The sequence below is a fragment of the Sulfitobacter sp. UBA4523 genome (assembly GCF_002388305.1).
Classification (GTDB): Bacteria; Pseudomonadota; Alphaproteobacteria; order Rhodobacterales; family Rhodobacteraceae; genus Sulfitobacter; species Sulfitobacter pontiacus.
Window position 1 is genome coordinate 66,182 of the sequence record NZ_DGMH01000066.1, and the last position, 18,934, is coordinate 85,115.

Sequence of the window (18,934 nt, forward strand, 5' to 3'; positions counted from 1 at the left end):
GGAAAAGACCGGCCCCCACCACGGGGGACCGGCCTTTTCCTTAACTCCGCACAGGGAACAATCAGAAGCCAATCAGGCCAACTGGTCCTTGAATGTCTCGATCAGCTTGTGCTTGAGGATCTTGCCCGTGGGGGCCGCAGGCAGGGCCGTTCCGATGATAAACTGGCTGGGGCGTTTATAGCCTGTCAGCCGTTCCTTAACGAAGGCCTTCAGGTCTTGCGGGTCTAGCGTGTCGCCCTCGGCGATCTGGACGAAGGCCAGCACCTCTTCGTCATTGCCGGTGGACCGGCCCACCACGGCGGCCTGAATGACCTGCGGGTGATCGTTGATCGCGGCCTCTACCTCCGGCGGGTAGACATTGAACCCGCCGTGGATGATCAGCTCTTTCGAGCGGCCCAGGATGTGCAGGTGACCGTGTTCGTCGAACGTCCCCAGATCGCCGGTGCGCAGCCAGCCATCCTGGCCGAGGACTTTGGCGGTTTCCTCGGGGTTCTTGTAGTAGCCCTTCATGACGTGGGCCCCACGGGTCAAGACCTCTCCCTTGCCATTGCTGCCGCCTTCGACAGTGTCATCGATCTTGGTCTCGACACCGGGCAAGGACGGGCCGACCGAGATATCGGGCGATCCCAGCGGGTTGCTGGTGGCCGAGATACCGGCGGTGGATTCCGTCATGCCATAGCCGTTCTGGATCGCGACGCCGTAAAAGGCTTCGGCCTTGCGCTTCCACGTGGGGTCCAGCGGTGCCGCCCCCGAAGATACATAGCGCAGCGTTTCGGAGTTGAGCTGCGTCAGCCCCTGCTCTTTCGTGTATTGCATCAGCAGCGCGTGCATCTGCGGCACGGCCGACAGGAAGTTCACCCCTGTGGTCAGCGCGGTATAAAGCTTTTCAGCCGAGAAACGCGCTTCCAGCCGGATTTCGGCACCGGCGCAGCAGGAGGCGGTCATGACTGAACACAGCCCGAAAACATGGGTCAGGGGCAACACGCCATAGACCACATCGCCCGCATTGATCCCCCGCAGCGTCGCCGAGGCATTGCCGCCAAAGCGCACGTTGGCATGGGTCAGCATCACGCCCTTGGGGTCGCCCGTTGTGCCGGTGGTATACAGCAGCACCGCCACATCGCTCAGATCCCCATCGGGGTTGCTGGCGATCGGGGTGGCCAGATGCATCGCGCCGAAGGCACCGGTGATCTCTGCGGCACCCAGCCGTTCCGCATGGGCTGTCGCATCCAGTGAGGCGTGGCAGGTCATCAGCACAGCAGCAGGTGCCGCGTGGTCAATGATCCGCTGGATTTCGCCCGCGCTTTGGCGTGCGTTGACGGGGATGATGACGGCGCCGGCTTTCCACGTGCCAAACACAGTGGCCACGGCGGCGGCACAGTTTTCCGACAGCATCAGCACGCGGTCGTTGGGCTGCACACCGGCATCCTTGAGCGCCTGCGCGATGTCGTCGCTTGCCTTGTCGAACATCTTGTACGTCCAGCGTACCCCTGTGCTGTCGCTCAGCGCGGGCGCGTCCCCGCGTGCGGCCACTTGATCCGCCAGAAATTGCTCTACACGTACCATTATATTCTCTGCCTCCCCGCAGTCTTTCAGAACCCGGTCAGCGCGTCTGGCTGCGGGTTGGGTCAATAGATCGGTGGCCGAGGGTCAGCCGCCGTAATTCGGTGTGCGCTTCTCGAGGAAAGCGGCGATGCCTTCGGCGGCTTCATCTGCGCCAGTGGCATGGGCCATGGCGTCACATTCCGCTTCAAGCTGGTCGGCCTCGGACACGTCATAGCCCTGTGCGACCAGCCCGCGGATCACCCCTTGGGCTTCGCGGGGGCCTGCGGCCAAGCGGTCGGCAAGCGCCATTGCGGCCTCGAACGCGCCGCCCTTGTCGGTGACGGCATTTACCACGCCCAGATCATGCATGCGTTCAACGGTGACGGGCTGCGCCAGCAAGCACATCTCCATCGCGAGCTGCCGCGGCAGCGCACGCGCGAGCGAGGCGGTCAGCCCCCCGTCGGGCACCAGCCCCGCCTTGACGTAAGCAGCGGTGAACTTGGCACCGGCGGCGGCAACGATCAGATCGCAGGCCAGCGCGAAAGACAGCCCCGCGCCCGCGGCACCGCCTTCGACGGCGGCGATCACCGGCACCGGACAGGACCGGATCGCGCGGATCAGGCTGTGCAATTCGTTGATCTTGCCCCGACGTTCATCTTTGGGCATGTCGCGACGGGCGATCAGGACATTCAGATCGCCGCCCGCGCAAAAGAAATCCCCTTCGGAGGTGAGGATCACGGCACGGATACGCGGCGCGGCGGCCATTTCAATCGCTTGGCCGATGCAAGCGTAAAGCTCGGGCGACAGAGCCCCCCGCTTATGTGCATTACCGTTCCAGATGACGATCCGGTCACCCTTGTCTTCGATCCGAGCGCTCATTTCAGTTTCTCCTGTGGGACGCGCTTGAACACGCCTGTGGATGTCGCAATGACCGTGCCGTCTTCGTGGACGAGTTCAGCGTCGATATACAGCAGGCTGCGGCCACCGCCCTTGATCGTGCCGGTCGCGGTCACGCGCCCGGGCTGACCTGCGGCCAGAAACTGCGTTGTCAACGAGATCGTGAGGAACGGGTGCTGGCCGGTGGGATCCACGCTAAGCGATCCGGTCATGCCACAGGCGTTATCCAGCAATGTGGCGGCAATACCGCCATGAAGAACCCCATGGCGGTTGAAGTGTTGCGGACCCAGATCAAGAAAGCAGCGCCCGTGGGCCGGATCGGATATGTCGACGACATATCCGACCAGGGTTTGGGTACCGGTCTCGTCCCGGATCAGCTGGCTTTCATCAGGCTGCTGCAAGGGCAATGAAACGCTCCAGATGGTGGTCTGTGTCACCAAAGCGGTGGTCTGCCATGATGATACGCTTGGCGATGTGGGCCAGTTCGTATTCTTGCGTCATGGCGATACCGCCGTGCATCTGGATGCTGTCTTCGGCAACCAGACGGCCCGCGCGACCCAGCAGGTTCTTGGCGGCAGAGATATGCGTCTCGCGCGCCTTGTACTCCGCTTCGAGGTTGCCCGCGGCAACGATCACGGCAGAGCGCGCCTGCTCCATCTCGATCAGCAGGTCGGACATGCGGTGCGCGAGCGCCTGGAACGTGCCGATGGGCTTGCCGAACTGCTTGCGGGTCATCAGGTATTCGCGGGTCAGGCGGGTTGCCGTTTCCATCGCACCAAGTGTTTCCGCACAGATCGCGACATTGGCCGCAGCGACACGCGCCTCGATCGCCTTGAACGCCTTGCCCGCTTCACCCAGACGGGCAGAGGCAGGGACGGACACATCATCCAGCGTGACTTCGGCGGCACGACCACCGGCCAGCAGTGCATAACCTTGCAGCGTGATGCCCTTGGTATCCGCCGGCACGAGGAACAGCGAGATCCCGTTTTCGTCGCCTGCCTCGCCGCTCTCGCGGGCAGAAACGATCAGCATGTCGGCGTTTTCAGCGTTGACCACAACCGCCTTGCGACCGTTCAGCACCACGTTGTCGCCATCGACCTTGGCTGTAGAAGTCACCTGGTTCAGGTCATAGCGGCTGGTGGGTTCGCCGTGGGCAAAAGCCACCTGCAACGCGCCACCGATCAGCTCTTCGACGTGAGCCTGCTGGTCTTCATTACCCAAGTCAGCAATCAGACCGCCGCCCAGAATGGCGGTATCAAGGAAGGGTTCGACCACGCCTGCGCGGCCCAGTTCCTCGAACACGACGGCGATGTCGAAACCGGCGCCGCCAAAGCCGTCCTGATCTTCGGTGAACAGCGCGCCGATGACGCCCAGTTCGGCCAGACCGTTCCAGATATCGGCGGAAAAGCCGGTGTCGCTTTCAAGGATCTTGTTGCGGGCTGCCGTATCGTATTTGTCGCGCAGGAAACGGCGCAGACTGTCTTGCAGCATTTGGCGTTCTTCTGTCAGGTCGAAGTTCATGCTCCACCTCCCATCGTTGTTTTGGCAATGATCTGGCGCTGGATTTCGTTCGAGCCGCCAAAGATCGACAGTTTACGGTTGTTGAAATATTGCGCGGCGACGGGGCCGGCATTCAACGGATCAGGCAGGGCCAGGTTCGACCCTTCGATCGCTTCGGATGCGAATGGCATCGCATAGGCACCCGCCGCACGACGTGCGAGGTCGTTGATCTCCTGACGGATAATCGTGCCTTTGACCTTCAGCATGGACGATTCAACGCCCGGTGCCGCACCCGCTGCCGCCTTAGAGACGATGCGCAGGTTTGTGGTGCTCATCGCCATCAGGTCGATTTCAACCTGTGCCACACGTGCCGCGAAATGCGGGTTCTGCATCAACGGCTTGCCGCCGGACATCTCTGCCTTGGCGATACGTTTGACCGCGGTCAGACCCGCTTGCGAGAACCCGACGCCCGCGATGTTGGTGCGTTCGTGGGTCAGCAGGTACTTGGCGTAGGTCCAGCCTTCGTTCTCTTTGCCGACAAGGTTTTCGACCGGCACTTTCACATCCGAGAACCAGACCTCGTTCACCTCGTGGGTGCCGTCGAGCAGGATGATCGGGCGCACTTCGACGCCGGGGGTGTCCATGTCGATCAGCAGGAAGGAAATACCCTCTTGCTGCTTCACCGTCTTGTCGGTGCGCACAAGGCAGAAGATCATGTTCGCGTGCTGACCCAGCGTGGTCCACGTCTTCTGACCGTTGACGATGTAGTGCGTGCCTTCGTCGTTTAGAACCGCTTCGGTCTTGAGCGAGGCAAGGTCGGACCCCGCACCCGGCTCGGAATAGCCCTGACACCACCAGTCTTCGCCCGACAGGATGCGGGGCAGCCAGTAATCATTCTGCTCTTGCGAGCCGAATTTTTGCAGCACGGGGGCCAGCATCGACAGGCCAAAAGGCACAATGCGCGGCGCATAGGCAGCGGCGGCTTCTTCTTCGAAGATGTGACGCTGCACCGCGTTCCATTCCGCACCGCCAAATTTCTTGGGCCAGTTCGGGGCCAGCCAGCCTTGGGCGTTCAGGATAGCATGCCACTGTTCCTGACCGTCTTTACCCAGCTCTTCACCCTTGCGGATTTTGTCGCTCATTTCCTTGGGGAGCTTTTCCTCAAGAAAGGCCCGCACTTCGGCGCGGAAAGCCTTTTCTTCGTCGCTATAGCTCAGATCCATTTGTCTTCCTCCGGTTTATACTGTCGGGCATTGCGCCCTTGTTCATTTACTTAGCGGCTTGTTTGTTCAGGTCGTCAAAGGTGCGCCCTTCGGCCACCAGCTGTTTCAGCAGCGGCGCGGGTTCCCAGAACCAGGCGTCTTCCTTGGCGTAGCTTTCGATGTCGGCCAGCAGTGCAGGCAGCCCCTGCAGGTCGGCCCATTTCATCGGGCCACCCCAGTAGCGCGGGAAGCCGTAGCCAAAGAGCAGGACCATATCCACGTCCAAGGGCCGCTTCGCGATACCCTCGCCCACGACCTTTGCCGCCTCGTTGACCATCGCGGCCATATAGCGGCGGACGATCTCTGCGTCGGTAAAGTCACGCGGGGTGATGCCACGCTCGGCGCGTTCGGCGGCGATCAGCTCGGACACTTCGGGGTTCGGCACGCCGCCGCGCGATCCGGCCTCATAGATGTAGTAGCCTTTGCCGGTCTTCTGACCGAAGTTGCCGGCTTCGCAGATCTTGTCGGGGTATGTCGGCACGCGTTCGGCAGGGTGGCGCGTCGCCGCCTTGCGCTTGCGTGTGGCCCAGCCGATATCGAGTCCGGCCAGATCGCCCACGGCAAAGGGGCCCATGGCAAAGCCGAAATCCACCAGCGCCTTGTCGATCTGGAACGGCGATGCGCCATCAAGCACCATGTGATCGGCAGCGGTGCGGTAGGTTGCCAGAATACGGTTGCCGATAAACCCGTCGCAGACACCGGCGCGCACGGAAATCTTGTTCAGCGCCTTGCCAAGGGCAAAGCCCGTGGCAACCACATCGGGGGCGGTCTTTTCGGCGACGACCACTTCGAGCAGCTTCATGATATGCGCGGGCGAGAAGAAGTGCAGCCCGATCACATCCGCAGGGCGCGAGATGCTGGCCGCGATCTCGTCCACATCCAGATAGGATGTGTTGGACGCCAGGATAGCACCGGGTTTGCACACGGCATCAAGCTTGCCGAACACCTCTTTCTTGACACCCATATCCTCGAACACGGCTTCGATCACCAGATCGACCGAGGCGAGGCTGTCATAGTTGATCGACACCTCAAGTGCTGTGTTGGTCATCGCGTCGTATTTCATCTGCGTGATCTTGCCACGCTTAAGCGCGCCGGAAAGATTGCCCGCGATGCGACCGCGCGCGGCCTCTGCGGCGTCTTCCTTCATCTCGATCAGCACGACGTTGAAGCCTGCCAACAGCGCAGCCGTGGCGATGCCTGCGCCCATGGTGCCGCCGCCGATGATGCCGATGGATTGCAACGCGCGGGGTTCGACGCCTTTCAGTTCCGGCAGGTTGCCTACCGCACGCTCAGAGAAGAACGCGTGGATCATGCCCTGACGCTGGTCTGTCTCCATCAACTCCATGAAAATCTTGCGCTCGGCCAGCATGCCTTCGTCAAAGGGCAGCTCTGCCGCGGCCTGAACCGCGCGGACCGCCTGCGCCGGAGAGATTTGCCCCCGCCCCTTTTTCAGCGTCCCGTCATAGGCGGCATCCCAGTCGATCGGCGCGGGTGCGGCCATCTCGCTGACGGGGCGGCGCGGTGCGTTGGTGGCGATCAGGTTCTCGGCATAGGCGACGCCCACATCCTCGGGGTCGCCCTCGGTGACCTGATCGACAATGCCAAGGCTTTCGGCTTCGGCCGCTTTGACCTGACGGCCAGAGGTGATCAGATCAAGCGAGGGGTCCACGCCGATCAGACGCGGCAAACGCTGGGTCGCACCGGCACCGGGGATCAGGCCCAGATGCACTTCGGGCAGGCCCACTTTGGCCGAAGGCTGCGCCACGCGGTAATGCGCCGACAGCGCGATCTCGAGCCCGCCGCCCAAGGACACACCATGCATGGAGGCGACAACGATCAGCGGAGAATCCTCGATCCGTTTGCACACATCCGGCAGGAAAGGTTCCAGCGGCGTTTTGCCGAATTCGGTGATATCCGCACCGGCGATAAAGGCGCGGCCCTCGCCGACGATAACCACAGCTTTGACGCCGTCATCGGCCTCGGCCTGCGCCATACCGGCCACCAGACCTTCACGAACAGCATGGGACAACGCATTGACCGGGGGGTTCTTGATCCGCAGCACGGCCACGTCGCCTTTGCGGGTATATCCAATCTTGTCAGTCATTTAGCATATTCCTTGGTCTAGTCTTGTTTCAGTCCCGGCGGCTGAGCGCGGGGGTGCGCCCGGTGCGCTGTTCAAGCGCGCGCACCAGTTCACGCAACGCGGGGCCGACCTCTTGCACGATACGGGAATCGGGCAAATCATGTGGCATGGCCCCGGCGGTGAACGATACCGGTTCGCCGAACTCTTCGGCAAAATAGGGGACACTTACGGCGTTGATCGTACTGGCATATCGTGTGCCCTCCGACGCGTAGGCGAACCCTTGTTCTATCAATTGCGAATATCCCTCCGCCCGGAACCTTCGCATATCCGCTTCGGGCGTCAACTGCTCAAAGCGCTCTTCGCCAAGTGACGCCACGACGGCCATGCCCGACGACGATCCGAACACGGGAATCCGGTGCCCCGGCTCCAGCCAGATGGTCGAAGCGTTCTGTGGCCGCCATGTGCGCACCAGCATCATTTTCTCGTCGTCGCGCACGGCGACCAGCAGTAGCGTGCCCGTTTTATCGGCCAGCTCTTGCATGGCGTCGGACACCAAATCCAGAAAGTTCACCGCCACCGATGCGACAGAGCCAAGCGCGATAGCCGACGGCCCCAGCCGAAAGCGGTCATTGCGCCCGCCGTGGCTGAGGTAGCCGAGTTCGCACAGCGTATAGGTCAGCCGCGACACCGTAGGCTTGGGCAGCCCCGTCCGGTCGGCAATCTGCGCGTGGGTCAGCCCGCTGTCACTGGCGCGAAAGGCCCGCAATACAGCAAGCCCCCGCGCCAGAGTGTTGGCAAACTTCCTGTCTGTGGTGTCCCCACTCATCGCGCCGCCATAGGAATAAGCAGCGAGATCATCGGGAAGGACATGATCAGCACCAGCACGATCACGTCAACGCTGAGGAAGCGCGTGATACCCGCAAAGATCTTGTCGATCGGAGCCTCTTTGCCCACCACATTGGCGATAACAAAGACGTTCAACCCGACAGGCGGCGTGATCAGCCCGATTTCCAGCAGTTTAATCACCACAACACCGAACCAGATCAGGTTCATGTCATAGCTTTCCACCAGCGGGATCATCAGCGGCAGGGTCAGAACCATGATGCCGATGGGATCAAGGAACATGCCAAGCAGCAGATAGATCGCGGCAATCGCCAGCAGCAGGACCACGACGGACAGCTCTGCCTCGGCCACGACGTTCACAATCATCGGGGCAACGTTGGTCAGGGCGATAAAGGCCACAAAGATCTTGGCCCCTGCCGCGATAAAGAAGATCGCCGCGGTCTGGATGCACGTCTCTTTCACCGCGTCCCACAGGCCCTGCAAGGTCAGCTTGCGCTGCGCAAAACCGATCAGCGTCGCCGCGACCACGCAGACAGCCGCCGCTTCGGTCGCCGTAAAGATACCGCCGTAGATACCGCCGATGATCAACACGAACAGCATGACCGCAGGCCAGCTTTCAGCCGCCGCCGCAAAGCGTTCCTTGGCGGAGTAGCGTGTCGCTGTCGAAGGGGCGATTTCGGGCGAACGCCAGACCCAGACGGCGATCACGAGGATAAAGCCCGCCAGCGTCAGCAGCCCCGGCAAAACACCCGCAAGGAACAGTGACGAAATCGAGGTCTCGGTGAAGATACCGTAGATGATGAACAGAACCGACGGCGGGATCAGCGACCCCAGCGTGCCCCCTGCCGCGACCGACGCTGTTGCCAGACGCGGGTCATAGCCCATGCGCAGCATCTCGGGCGTACAGATTTTCCCCATGGTCGAGGCACAGGCGATAGAGCTGCCGGTAATGGCCGAAAATCCGCCACAGCCCATGACGCTTGCCATGGCAACACCGCCGGGCAGACGCGTCAGCCAGACCTTGGCCGCGTGGTAGATCTTGGTCGTGATGTCCGCGCGATAGGCAATGTGCCCAAGCGCGACAAACAGCGGTATCATCGATAGATCGTAAGAGTGTATCAGGTCAAAGGAGTTCGAGAACACCATCGACGTTGTCGCACGGATGGCACGTTCGGGCATGAAAGTGCCGGTGCGGAAGGCAAAGATAAAGAAGGTCGCAATTGTCGCGACACTGGCCAGCGCAAAGGCAATCGGCACACGCAGCGCCAACAGGATCAGAACGGCAGCAAAGGCAATCAGCCCGATGGTCGACGCATCCATTACAGCACCTCTTTTTCGGCAACGAGCTCGATTGTGTGGTTTTCTTCGTCCGAGACGATGCCCCCGGACAGGATGGTCCGCACATCGCGGATCGCCAGTTCCGCCAGACGCAGCCAGCAGGCGGCGATACCGACCACAAACAACAGACGTCCGGGCCATTTGGGCAGGTTCAGGTCACCGTAGAAAAAGCTGCCCTTTTCCCAAACGCTCAGGAATTCGCGGCCGCCGGAATAGATCAGACCGCCCAAGGCGATCATCCCCATGACCGACCCCAGCACAATAAGCCAGGACCGGAGTTTGGGCCCGAACCGGTCGGACACAAAAGCCACACTAACATGAGCGCGGTTTGCGGTCGCTGCCGCAAGGGGCAGGAGGATGGCCGCAACCATCAGCTCCCGCACCAAAGTGACGCTATCGGGTACGCTAGACGCGAAGACGGCGCGTGCGACCACGTTGGACGTGATCAAGATCCCCAAAAGGATGACCGCAGCCGCGCCCAACCCCAACAGGATTTTCTCAAGTGGTACCAACATGGTCCCTGCTCCTCCCAAAGCTTGTGTTTAGTTGTTGTCAGCTGCCCAAGGGTAACCGTTCTCGTCGCGCTCTTGCGTGTATTTAGCGATCAGCGCCTTGTAGTCTTCCAGCAGTTGCTCGCCCGGCAGACCGGTGCGGTTGGCTGTCTCGACCCACTCGGCCAGATACTTCTCGCCGCCTTCGACCAGCTTGGCGCGCTCTTCCGCGGGCAGTTCGAACACTTCGACACCTTGCTCTTTCATCGCGGCAATGGCGTTGTCGTTCGCGGTGGTGATCATGCGGCCGAATTCATCGGACAGATCAGCACCGGTTTCCATCAGCACAGTTTGCTGATCTTCGGACAGCGCATCGAACATGTCTTTGTTCATGAAGATGCCGACGCCGCCAACCTGGCCCCAATTCAGCAGGGTGTAGTTGTCCATGACTTCGGCCTGCTTCAACGCGGCAACAGCGTAGGAATACCCTTGGCTACAGTCGATCAGACCGGTGTCGAGCCCTTGGTACGCGTCATAGATCGACATATTGACCATGTTCGCGCCTTCGTCGCCAAAGACCTTACCGTAGGCCCCTGTGCCGCGTACTTTCTTGCCGGCGATATCGGCAACCGAACGGATCGCGTCACCCTTACAGCCGATGTTCACCTGGCTGGTGGTCCATGTGCCGATGTACACGAGGTTCTTTTCAGCCAGGTTTTCCGCAATCGCAGGGTTCGACCGCATCAGCTCGTCCGTGGCGCGCATACCGACCCAGGCGTCCGGGTTGTTTACGGGCAGGTCAGCGATGCCATAGGCGGCCATTTCCTGCGGGTAATACACCGCGATCACCGACCCCATATCCGCCACACCGTCACCGATGGACTGTACAGCCGCATTCGCCTTGAACAGCGCGCCGCCCCACTGGATGTCGAGGCGCAGATCGTTTTCCGACCGCTCGGCAACCTGGTCGGCGAACCACTGCAACGCATCTGCACGGGCACCGCGATTCGGGCCTGCTTCGCCGTGGATCAGCACGGTTTCAGCACCGGCAACGGAAGCAGCCACAGTCATTGCAGCAGCGAAAGATAGGTTTTTCAAAAAGGACATGTAATTCCCTCCCAAGAATTGTTTTACCATGCGAAACATCGTTTCACTATGTCTCGGGCGCACACTAGGGAGGGGATATGGAACGTGCAAGCGAAACTTAAAGCGGCGCCGGAATACCGACGCCGCTTAATATTTAACCAATAATTATCAAATACTTATTTCAGATCACGACTTCTCGCGGCGGTACATGAAGCAGCGTCCCTCCACAGCTTCAGGTGGTAAGGGGATTTCGATCAAATTGTCGAAATACATCCGGTCACTGGACACCATGATGCCCCCGACGGCCAATAACGGCTCGATCAAAGGCGAGATTTCACGCGCGAAAGCATCGTTTTTTGCAAGGTTATGTCCGCCAAGATCCGCGTGAATCAGAGCCGCATTCGCGCCAAAGCGCGTCAGTGCCGCAGGCAGGGTTTCGTGCACATCGCCCAGGATCAGCTGATGGTCCTCGGGCGTGCTATCGGGATTCGATGCAACCGCGCGCTCAAACACAAAGATATCGCGGTCGGGCATCGTTTCACGGATGTGGTGAAAGGTACGGCCATTGCCCAATCCCAGCTCGAACACCGGCCCCGTCATTGTCTGCGTCAGGGCGGCGGCATGGTCGATACACGCACGCTGTGACACCATACGGTTGATAAAAATGTCCAGGCGGCTCATCGCGGTTCTCCTTCGGGTTGGGTCGTACTGATGCAACATGGGGACGCCGCCCCCCTTTGTGTACCGCTGACGCTTGGTTTTTGCGCTGCCCCCTAGACGCTTGGGTGTTTATCGGCTTCACTCGATAGGTAATGATCGCTCTGACCCGCTTGGGATAACAATGGCCCCCCTTCTTGAAGTAAATGATCTGTCGATCGGTTTCGGCAACGGCCCGTCGGTCGTGGACGGCGTCAGCTTTGCATTGAACGCGGGCGAGACCCTCGCGCTGGTGGGCGAAAGCGGGTCTGGCAAAACGCTGTCCTGCCGGTCGGTTTTGCGCCTGCTGCCCGATGCGGCACAGATGCGCGGCGGGTCGATCCGGTTCAACGGGGCCGAGGGTGCCGTCAACCTGCTGTCCCTCCCCGAAAAGAAGATGCGCGCCATTCGGGGGGATCGCATCTCGATGATCTTTCAAGAGCCGATGCGGTCGCTATCGCCGCTGCACCGGCTTGGGGATCAGGTCGCCGAAGTGCTGCGCTTGCACCGCAATATGGGACGAAGGGCGGCCAAACGTGCCGTGCTCGAACAGTTTGAGAAGGTCGGCTTTGTCGATCCGCTGCGCGCCTGGAAAAGCTATCCGTTCGAGATGTCCGGCGGGATGCGCCAGCGCGCGATGATCGCTATGGCCATGGTCGCCAAGCCCGAGCTGTTGATCGCGGACGAACCGACGACCGCCTTGGATGTGACGACACAGGCGCAGGTGCTCGGGCTGATCCGGTCGCTTCAGGCAGAAACCGGTATGGGCGTAATCCTTGTGACCCATGATCTGGGCGTCGTGGCGAATATGGCGCAGCGCGTCGTGGTGATGAACAAGGGCCGCGTGATGGAACGGGGCGATGCGCAAGAGGTGTTGGGCAGCCCTGCCCACCCCTACACCGCCAAGCTTTTCGCCGCCGCCCCGATGATCCCCGCCGTGGCCGCTCCTGCCCCCGCATCCCCGAAACCCGCAGATGATGTGATCCTTGATCTGCGCGATGTGTCCAAAACCTACACCATGCGGGCAGGCGGCTGGCGCAAGCCGGTGTCCGTATCCGCCTGCCAGCACGTTGACCTGCACCTGCCCCGTGGCAAGACGCTGGCGATTGTCGGCGAAAGCGGATCGGGCAAGACCACCTGCGCCCGCATCGCCATGGGGGCCGAACGTCCCGATGCCGGCGGCAAAGTGCTGTTTCGCCCCGACCCCGCCGCCGCACCGCTGGCCGTGCATGATCTGTCGCCCACTGAGCGCACCGCATTTCAACGGCAAGCGCAGATGGTGTTTCAAGACCCGTATTCCTCGCTCAGCCCGCGGATGCGCGTGCAGCAAGCCCTGACCGAACCGATGGAGGTGCACAACATCGGCACCGCCCGCGACCGCCGCGAAAAGGCGGCCGAAATGCTGCGGTGGGTCGGATTGAACCCTGATATGCTTGGCCGTTTCCCGCATGCGTTTTCAGGCGGCCAGCGCCAACGGCTGTCCATTGCCCGCGCGCTGACGCTCGATCCGAAGCTGCTGATCTGCGACGAACCCACCTCCGCGCTGGATGTCTCAGTCCAAGAGCAAATTCTGACCCTGCTCGAAGACATCCGCGACCGCGCCAACCTGAGCTACCTGTTCATCAGCCATGATCTGGCGGTCGTTGCCCGCATCGCGGACGAGGTCGCGGTCATGCGCGCTGGCGTGATCGTCGAACAGGCCCCGCCCGACACATTGTTCTACAATCCGCAACACCCCTACACCCGCGCCTTGATCGCGGCACAGCCCGAACCCGACATCAGCCGGCCCATCGATCTTGATCTGGTCGCCAAGGGCGCGGGCTCTCCCACGCTCTGGCCCGAACAGTTCCGTTTTGAAGGCCATCACGCCCCTGCCCTGCGCGAGCTTGAGCCCGGCCATAAGGTACGTTGTCATGCGTAAGTTCTTCCTTGCCCTCGCCGCGACCCTCGCCTTTGCGCCCCTTGCCGCGCATAGCGACGGCCCCGTGCTGCAAGAAAGCAGCTTTTGGGCGCAAGAGGTCAACGCCGGCAGCCTGCCTCACGTGCAGGACCGCATCCCGTCAGAGCCTCTGGTCGTCGACCTCGAAGCCAAGGGCCGCAGCTTTGGGCGTCAGGGCGGTACGCTACGCACGTTGATCTCGCGCACCAAGGACGTGCGGCAAATGGTGGTTTACGGCTACGCGCGGCTGGTGGGGTATCAGCCTGACTACACGCTTGCCCCCGATATCCTCGCCGCGGTGGACGTGGAAGAAGGGCGCAAATTCACGCTTCACCTGCGCCCCGGTCACCGCTGGTCGGACGGCATGCCCTTTACCTCGGATGACTTCCGCTATTGGTGGGAAAATGTTGCCAACGACCCTGACATCACCCCCAGCGGGCCGCCGGATTTCATGATCGTGGACAACCGCCTGGGAAAGGTCACCTTCCCCGATGAACATACGGTCGTCTTCGAATGGCAGATCCCCAATCCGAATTTCCTGCCGCTGCTGGCGCAAGCAAGCCCACCGTTCATCTATCGCCCCGCCCACTACCTGTCGCAGTTCCACAAGAAGTTCGCCGACCCCGATGCGCTGGCCGAAAAGATCAAAGCCGCGCGGGTCAAAAGCTGGGCCGCGCTGCACAACAAGCGCGACAATATGTACAAGTTCGACAACCCCGCGCTGCCGACCCTGCAGCCGTGGATCAACACCTCGGACAAGGACAGCTCGCGCAAGCTCTTTGTGCGTAACCCCTATTTCCACCGTATCGACAGCCGCGGCGTGCAGCTGCCCTATATCGACGTGGTGCAGATGACCGTGGTCGGCGGTGGGCTGATCGCGGCCAAGGCCAACGCGGGCGAGGTCGACCTGCAGGCGCGCGGGCTCGATTTCCCCGATGTCGCGATCCTCAAGAAAGGCGAGGCGGACGGCGGCAAATACCGCACCCTGCTTTGGGCCAACGGTGCCGCCAGCCAGATCGCCATCTATCCCAACCTGAACTTCGCCGACCCCGTGTGGCGCGAGGTCATGCGCGACGTGCGTTTTCGCCGCGCCCTGAGCCTCGGCATCGATCGACGCATGATCAACCGCGCGCTCTATTTTGGCCTCGCCAGCGAAGGCGGCATGTCCGCCCTGTCGCAAAGCGCGCTTTACAACGACGACAACACACATGCGTGGTCCATGATGAACCTCGCCCACGCCAACGCGCTGCTGGATGATATGGGTCTGACCGACCGCACCCCCGCAGGGCTCCGCAAGCTTCCCGATGGCCGCCCGATGGAATTCGTGATCGAAACCGCCGGCGAACGCAGCGAGGAAGAAAACGCGCTGGCGATCATCGCGGACACGTGGCGTGATCTGGGCATCCGCCTGATCATGCGCCCGCTGGACCGCGATATCCTGCGCAACCGGATCTATGCAGGGCGGACCATGGCCTCGGTCTGGTTCGGCTGGGACAACGGGCTTCCGGGGCCGTCGACCTCTCCTTCCTATCTGGCGCCCACCAATCAGGAATTCTTTGCCTGGCCGATGTGGGGACAATACTATCAAACAGTCGGACAGGCCGGGTCGCCCCCCGATATGCAGCCCGCGAAACGGCTGATGCTGCTGGCGAATGACTGGAACCACACCGACGACCCACAGGTGCGCGAAGACATCTGGAAGCGGATGCTCGCCATTCACGCCGAACAGCAATTCGCCATCGGCGTGCTGGCCGAGGCCCCGCAACCCGTCGTCGTCTCAAACGATCTGATGAATGTACCGGAGCATGGAATCTGGGCCTTTGATCCCGGCGCGCATTTCGGCATTCACCGCATCGACGAATTCTACTTCCAAGACCCCCATGTGCAGGTAAGCCGATGATCTTCCTCCGATACGCCGTGTGGCGTTTCATCACCATGCTACTGACCCTCTGGGTGGTCTCGCTTCTGGTCTTCGTCATCATCAACCTGCCCCCCGGCGACTATCTGTCGAACCAGATCGCCGAGTTGCGCGCGACGGGTCAGGCCGAAGGCGTCGCCAAGGCCGAGTTTCTGCGCCACGAATACGCGCTGGATGAACCGATCTGGAAGCAATACCTGATCTGGGTCGGCATGGTGCCGGGGCCGCAGGGGTTTGCCGGCTTGATCCAAGGCAATTTCGGCTGGTCGTTCGAGTTTGACCGCCCCGTGGGCGAAATCGTCGGCGATGCGCTTTGGATGACGGTGCTGGTCAATCTCGCCGCCGTATTATTCGTTTATCTTATCGCCTTGCCGCTTGGGGTGCTCGCCGCGGCCAAATCCGAGACTTGGGTCGATTATACCGCTGGCTTTCTGGGCTACCTCGGGCTCGCGACACCGAACTTCCTGCTGGCACTGATCCTGTTTTACTATGGCCATAAATACTTTGACCTGCCGATTGGCGGGCTTATGGCCCCCGAGCTTGAGGGCCAGCCCATGTCATGGGAAAAAGTACGCTCGGTCCTGCTGCACCTGATTGTACCGACCTTTGTGATCGGCACCGCCGGAGCCGCCGCGATGATGCAGCGGTTACGGGCGAATATGCTCGACGAGCTTGATAAACCCTATGTGGAAACCGCCAAGGCCAAGGGCATGGGCCCCGCGCGACTGCTGTCGAAATACCCGCTGCGCGTGGCCTTCAACCCCTTTGTCGCGGATATCGGGAACCTGCTGCCTGCGATGGTCTCGGGCTCTGTGCTGGTATCGGTGGTGCTGGGCCTGCAAACCATCGGGCCCTATCTGCTGGTGGCACTGAAGTCTCAAGACCAGTTCCTCGCGGCGTTCATCCTGATGTTCGTGGCCCTGCTGACGCTGATCGGCACGATGATCTCTGACATGCTGCTGGTCCTGCTTGATCCGCGCATCCGTTACGGGGCACGCAGCTCATGAGCATCCAGCCGGACAACCGCTTTGTCGACACCACCCCCTGGACCGACGACGCCGATCTTTCCGCGCCTGAGCGGGCCGAGATGGACGCCTCTGTCGCGCGGCTCATGTGGCGCAAGTTCCGGCGGCACAAGCTGGCGCTGGTATCCGGGCTGTTTCTGGCCTTTTGCTATCTGATCCTCCCAGTGGCGGGGTTCATCGCGCCCTACACACCAAACGAGCGCAATGCCGAACACATCTACGCGCCCCCCCAAAGCATCAACCTTTGGCACGAGGGCAGTTTCATCGGCCCCTTCGTCTACGAGACGACGGGCACTGCGGATCTGGTGAATTTCCGCTGGGTCTACGACACCGATACCAGCAACCCGCGCAAGATTGAGTATTTTTGTAAGGGTGAAACCTACCACCTCTTTGCTGTCATCCCCAGCGACACCCACCTGTTCTGCGCGCCTGACGGGGCGACGGTGTTTCTCTGGGGATCGGATCGGTTGGGGCGCGATGTGTTCAGCCGCATCCTCTATGGCGCGCAGCTGTCCTTGACGGTGGGGTTGATCGGCATCACGGTCAGCTTTGTGCTGGGGATTTTCTTTGGATCGCTGGCCGGTTACTTCGGCGGCAAGACCGACTGGCTGGTCAACCGCGCGATCGAGATTTTGCGGTCCTTGCCAGAGCTCCCGCTCTGGCTGGCACTTTCGGCGGCGGTGCCGTCGAACTGGGGACCGGTGTCGGTGTTCTTTATCATCTCGATCATCCTCGGCATTCTGGACTGGCCCGGCCTGGCGCGGGCGGTGCGGTCAAAATTCCTGAGCCTGCGTGAAGAGGAATACGTCAAAGCGGCCGAGATGATGGGCGCGTCGCCCGCACGGGTGATCCGCAAACACCTGTTGCCGAATTTCATGTCGCATCTGATCGCCAGCGCGACCCTGTCGATCCCGGCGATGATCCTTGGGGAAACCGCGCTGAGCTACCTCGGGTTGGGTCTACGCGCACCCGCGGTCAGCTGGGGCGTCATGCTGAATGACGCGCAAAATCTGGCGAGCATCGAAATCTACTGGTGGACCGCCATTCCCATGCTGCCGATCATCGTCGTGGTGCTAGCGTTCAACTTCCTGGGCGATGGTCTGCGCGCAAGCCTTGATCCGTATAAATCCTGACCCGCTGGGGCCTTCAGTTCCAAATGGTCTAAATCCCGGGGGGTGCGGGGGGCTGGCCCCCCGCTGCGCCGGATCAGTACCAGTCGCCCATTTTGACTTCGATCCCCTCGCCGACCATGGCGGCAAAGGCGGCGGGGTCTTGCGTGCCGTCGTCGCGCCCACGGTAATGGTAGGGGTAGACGAAGGAGGGTTTGAACGTCGACACCGCAGCCGCGGCCGAGGTCGCGTCCATGGTAAACGGCAGGTTCATACAGACAAACGCCAGATCGATATTCTCTAGCGCCAGCATCTCCGGCGTCGCTTCGGTATCGCCCGAGATATACACGCGGAAATCGCTGAGGTTCACGATATAGCCGTTGTCACGCCCCTGCGGGTGGAACTGCTTGCGTTCTTCGGTGGTGTTATAGGCGGGGATCGCCTCGATCGAGACCTCGTTGAACATCGCCTGCTCGCCATTGGCCAGTGCATTCGCCTTGGCCTTCAGTGCTTCGGGCAGCATGTCGTAGACCGCAGGATTGGTAAGGATCTGCGTGTTTTCGCCCACCACACCGGCCAGTGTTTCGGCGTTATAGTGATCGCCGTGCTCGTGGGTGATCAGGATCAGATCGGGGGTGGCAAAATCGCTGTAGTTGGCGACCTCGCCCACGGGATCGCAGTAGATCACGCCGGCTGGCGTCTCCATCACGAAGGACGCGTGGTCGATGGGGTGCACTTTGACTTCGCCGCCGGTCATGGGGAACATATTACCACCGTGAGCCGCGGCTTGCGCGGCATAAGGCAGTAGCGTCACAACCCCGGCAGTGGCGACGGTGGTCGTCAGGAATTGGCGTCTGGACTGTTTCATGGGAATTCTCCTGTTGCAGGTGAAGATGATGCTAGCGCCCGCCGCCACCGTTTCAATGTCACAACTGCGCGAGACGCGGCTATCGGTCGTCGCCGCCCGGTTCCGGGCCGGATTGTGCCTCTTCTTCCAGCGATGCCTGCGCCGCTGCGGTCACCGCATCGCGTTCCTCGTCGCTCAGGTCTTTGACCTTGCCGTCGGCCAGACGCACAGTGACCTCCCGATGGGCAAAACGGATTCCTTCGCGCTCAAACAAGGCTCGGATTTCCTCATAGACCTTCTTGCGCACCAGCCATTGATCCCCCGGTTTGGTCATGAACTTGACCCGGATGATCAT

General features: G+C 61.3%; 16 protein-coding genes and 1 pseudogene. 4 read left to right on the forward strand and 13 right to left on the reverse strand.

Annotation, left to right across the window (positions count from 1 at the left end):
• Positions 1 to 72 precede the first annotated feature (72 nt).
• From B3849_RS16285 to B3849_RS16335, 11 genes are all read right to left on the reverse strand, one after another.
• Positions 73 to 1,566, reverse strand: coding sequence for a class I adenylate-forming enzyme family protein (locus tag B3849_RS16285; RefSeq protein ID WP_278425081.1), 1,494 nt, complete (start codon positions 1,564 to 1,566; stop codon positions 73 to 75).
• A gap of 84 nt (positions 1,567 to 1,650) precedes the next feature.
• Positions 1,651 to 2,424, reverse strand: a complete 774-nt coding sequence (locus B3849_RS16290) for an oxepin-CoA hydrolase, alternative type (protein WP_009826245.1) — start codon at positions 2,422 to 2,424, stop codon at positions 1,651 to 1,653.
• Positions 2,421 to 2,879 (reverse strand): PaaI family thioesterase, encoded by a 459-nt coding sequence (locus tag B3849_RS16295; RefSeq protein ID WP_235208512.1) that lies wholly within the window; start codon positions 2,877 to 2,879, stop codon positions 2,421 to 2,423. Before B3849_RS16295 ends, B3849_RS16290 begins: the two co-directional genes overlap by 4 nt.
• Positions 2,830 to 3,963 carry an acyl-CoA dehydrogenase family protein gene (locus B3849_RS16300; RefSeq protein WP_286780438.1) on the reverse strand — a complete coding sequence of 378 codons (1,134 nt, stop codon included), beginning with the start codon at positions 3,961 to 3,963 and terminating at the stop codon, positions 2,830 to 2,832. Before B3849_RS16300 ends, B3849_RS16295 begins: the two co-directional genes overlap by 50 nt.
• On the reverse strand, positions 3,960 to 5,165 hold the full coding sequence (locus B3849_RS16305) for an acyl-CoA dehydrogenase family protein (RefSeq protein ID WP_005851934.1): 1,206 nt from the start codon (positions 5,163 to 5,165) through the stop codon (positions 3,960 to 3,962). The genes B3849_RS16300 and B3849_RS16305 overlap by 4 nt, the downstream gene beginning before the upstream one ends.
• 46 nt (positions 5,166 to 5,211) lie before the next feature.
• Entirely contained in the window at positions 5,212 to 7,308 is a 2,097-nt protein-coding gene (locus tag B3849_RS16310) for an FAD-dependent oxidoreductase (protein WP_278425077.1), read from the reverse strand.
• A 28-nt stretch (positions 7,309 to 7,336) separates the two neighbouring features.
• The gene (locus tag B3849_RS16315; RefSeq protein WP_009826240.1) at positions 7,337 to 8,113 is read right to left on the reverse strand and encodes an IclR family transcriptional regulator; all 777 of its coding nucleotides are present in this window, start codon (positions 8,111 to 8,113) and stop codon (positions 7,337 to 7,339) included.
• Positions 8,110 to 9,450, reverse strand: coding sequence for a TRAP transporter large permease (locus B3849_RS16320; RefSeq protein ID WP_005851928.1), 1,341 nt, complete (start codon positions 9,448 to 9,450; stop codon positions 8,110 to 8,112). The genes B3849_RS16315 and B3849_RS16320 overlap by 4 nt, the downstream gene beginning before the upstream one ends.
• Positions 9,450 to 9,983: a TRAP transporter small permease gene (locus B3849_RS16325; protein WP_005851926.1), complete on the reverse strand. Its 534-nt coding sequence runs from the start codon at positions 9,981 to 9,983 to the stop codon at positions 9,450 to 9,452. The genes B3849_RS16320 and B3849_RS16325 overlap by 1 nt, the downstream gene beginning before the upstream one ends.
• 27 nt (positions 9,984 to 10,010) lie before the next feature.
• Complete coding sequence (locus B3849_RS16330) at positions 10,011 to 11,066, reverse strand: C4-dicarboxylate TRAP transporter substrate-binding protein (protein WP_278425074.1); 1,056 nt, start codon at positions 11,064 to 11,066, stop codon at positions 10,011 to 10,013.
• 165 nt (positions 11,067 to 11,231) lie between these two features.
• Positions 11,232 to 11,726 (reverse strand): class I SAM-dependent methyltransferase, encoded by a 495-nt coding sequence (locus B3849_RS16335; protein ID WP_005851924.1) that lies wholly within the window; start codon positions 11,724 to 11,726, stop codon positions 11,232 to 11,234.
• Between the two features lie 160 nt (positions 11,727 to 11,886).
• On the opposite strand from B3849_RS16335, the gene B3849_RS16340 reads away from it, so the two are divergent.
• From B3849_RS16340 to B3849_RS16355, 4 genes are read left to right on the forward strand one after another with little or no spacing between them, the layout of a single operon-like run.
• Complete coding sequence (locus tag B3849_RS16340; protein WP_286780439.1) at positions 11,887 to 13,662, forward strand: ABC transporter ATP-binding protein; 1,776 nt, start codon at positions 11,887 to 11,889, stop codon at positions 13,660 to 13,662.
• Complete coding sequence (locus B3849_RS16345) at positions 13,655 to 15,580, forward strand: ABC transporter substrate-binding protein (RefSeq protein ID WP_278375496.1); 1,926 nt, start codon at positions 13,655 to 13,657, stop codon at positions 15,578 to 15,580. The genes B3849_RS16340 and B3849_RS16345 overlap by 8 nt, the downstream gene beginning before the upstream one ends.
• Positions 15,577 to 16,605, forward strand: coding sequence for an ABC transporter permease (locus B3849_RS16350; RefSeq protein ID WP_005851921.1), 1,029 nt, complete (start codon positions 15,577 to 15,579; stop codon positions 16,603 to 16,605). Before B3849_RS16345 ends, B3849_RS16350 begins: the two co-directional genes overlap by 4 nt.
• Positions 16,602 to 17,756 (forward strand): ABC transporter permease, encoded by a 1,155-nt coding sequence (locus B3849_RS16355; protein ID WP_278375495.1) that lies wholly within the window; start codon positions 16,602 to 16,604, stop codon positions 17,754 to 17,756. The genes B3849_RS16350 and B3849_RS16355 overlap by 4 nt, the downstream gene beginning before the upstream one ends.
• Positions 17,757 to 17,829: 73 nt before the next feature.
• Here the strand turns inward: B3849_RS16355 and B3849_RS16360 are convergent, their stop codons facing one another.
• Both B3849_RS16360 and B3849_RS16365 read right to left on the reverse strand, forming a co-directional pair.
• Positions 17,830 to 18,600, reverse strand: coding sequence for an MBL fold metallo-hydrolase (locus B3849_RS16360; protein WP_037963512.1), 771 nt, complete (start codon positions 18,598 to 18,600; stop codon positions 17,830 to 17,832).
• Positions 18,601 to 18,679: 79 nt separating this feature from the next.
• Positions 18,680 to 18,934 (reverse strand): annotated as a pseudogene (locus B3849_RS16365) (mechanosensitive ion channel family protein); the annotation flags it as partial.

Excerpts from the sequence above, each read along its gene's own strand:
- B3849_RS16340 (WP_286780439.1), top strand. The coding sequence starts at position 11,887 with ATGGCCCCCCTTCTTGAAGTAAATGATCTGTCGATCGGTTTCGGCAAC.
- B3849_RS16320 (WP_005851928.1), bottom strand. The coding sequence starts at position 9,450 with ATGGATGCGTCGACCATCGGGCTGATTGCCTTTGCTGCCGTTCTGATC.
- B3849_RS16310 (WP_278425077.1), bottom strand. The coding sequence starts at position 7,308 with ATGACTGACAAGATTGGATATACCCGCAAAGGCGACGTGGCCGTGCTG.
- B3849_RS16305 (WP_005851934.1), bottom strand. The coding sequence starts at position 5,165 with ATGGATCTGAGCTATAGCGACGAAGAAAAGGCTTTCCGCGCCGAAGTG.
- B3849_RS16290 (WP_009826245.1), bottom strand. The coding sequence starts at position 2,424 with ATGAGCGCTCGGATCGAAGACAAGGGTGACCGGATCGTCATCTGGAAC.
- B3849_RS16330 (WP_278425074.1), bottom strand. The coding sequence starts at position 11,066 with ATGTCCTTTTTGAAAAACCTATCTTTCGCTGCTGCAATGACTGTGGCT.
- B3849_RS16335 (WP_005851924.1), bottom strand. The coding sequence starts at position 11,726 with ATGAGCCGCCTGGACATTTTTATCAACCGTATGGTGTCACAGCGTGCG.
- B3849_RS16285 (WP_278425081.1), bottom strand. The coding sequence starts at position 1,566 with ATGGTACGTGTAGAGCAATTTCTGGCGGATCAAGTGGCCGCACGCGGG.
- B3849_RS16355 (WP_278375495.1), top strand. The coding sequence starts at position 16,602 with ATGAGCATCCAGCCGGACAACCGCTTTGTCGACACCACCCCCTGGACC.
- B3849_RS16350 (WP_005851921.1), top strand. The coding sequence starts at position 15,577 with ATGATCTTCCTCCGATACGCCGTGTGGCGTTTCATCACCATGCTACTG.
- B3849_RS16315 (WP_009826240.1), bottom strand. The coding sequence starts at position 8,113 with ATGAGTGGGGACACCACAGACAGGAAGTTTGCCAACACTCTGGCGCGG.
- B3849_RS16300 (WP_286780438.1), bottom strand. The coding sequence starts at position 3,963 with ATGAACTTCGACCTGACAGAAGAACGCCAAATGCTGCAAGACAGTCTG.
- B3849_RS16345 (WP_278375496.1), top strand. The coding sequence starts at position 13,655 with ATGCGTAAGTTCTTCCTTGCCCTCGCCGCGACCCTCGCCTTTGCGCCC.
- B3849_RS16325 (WP_005851926.1), bottom strand. The coding sequence starts at position 9,983 with ATGTTGGTACCACTTGAGAAAATCCTGTTGGGGTTGGGCGCGGCTGCG.
- B3849_RS16360 (WP_037963512.1), bottom strand. The coding sequence starts at position 18,600 with ATGAAACAGTCCAGACGCCAATTCCTGACGACCACCGTCGCCACTGCC.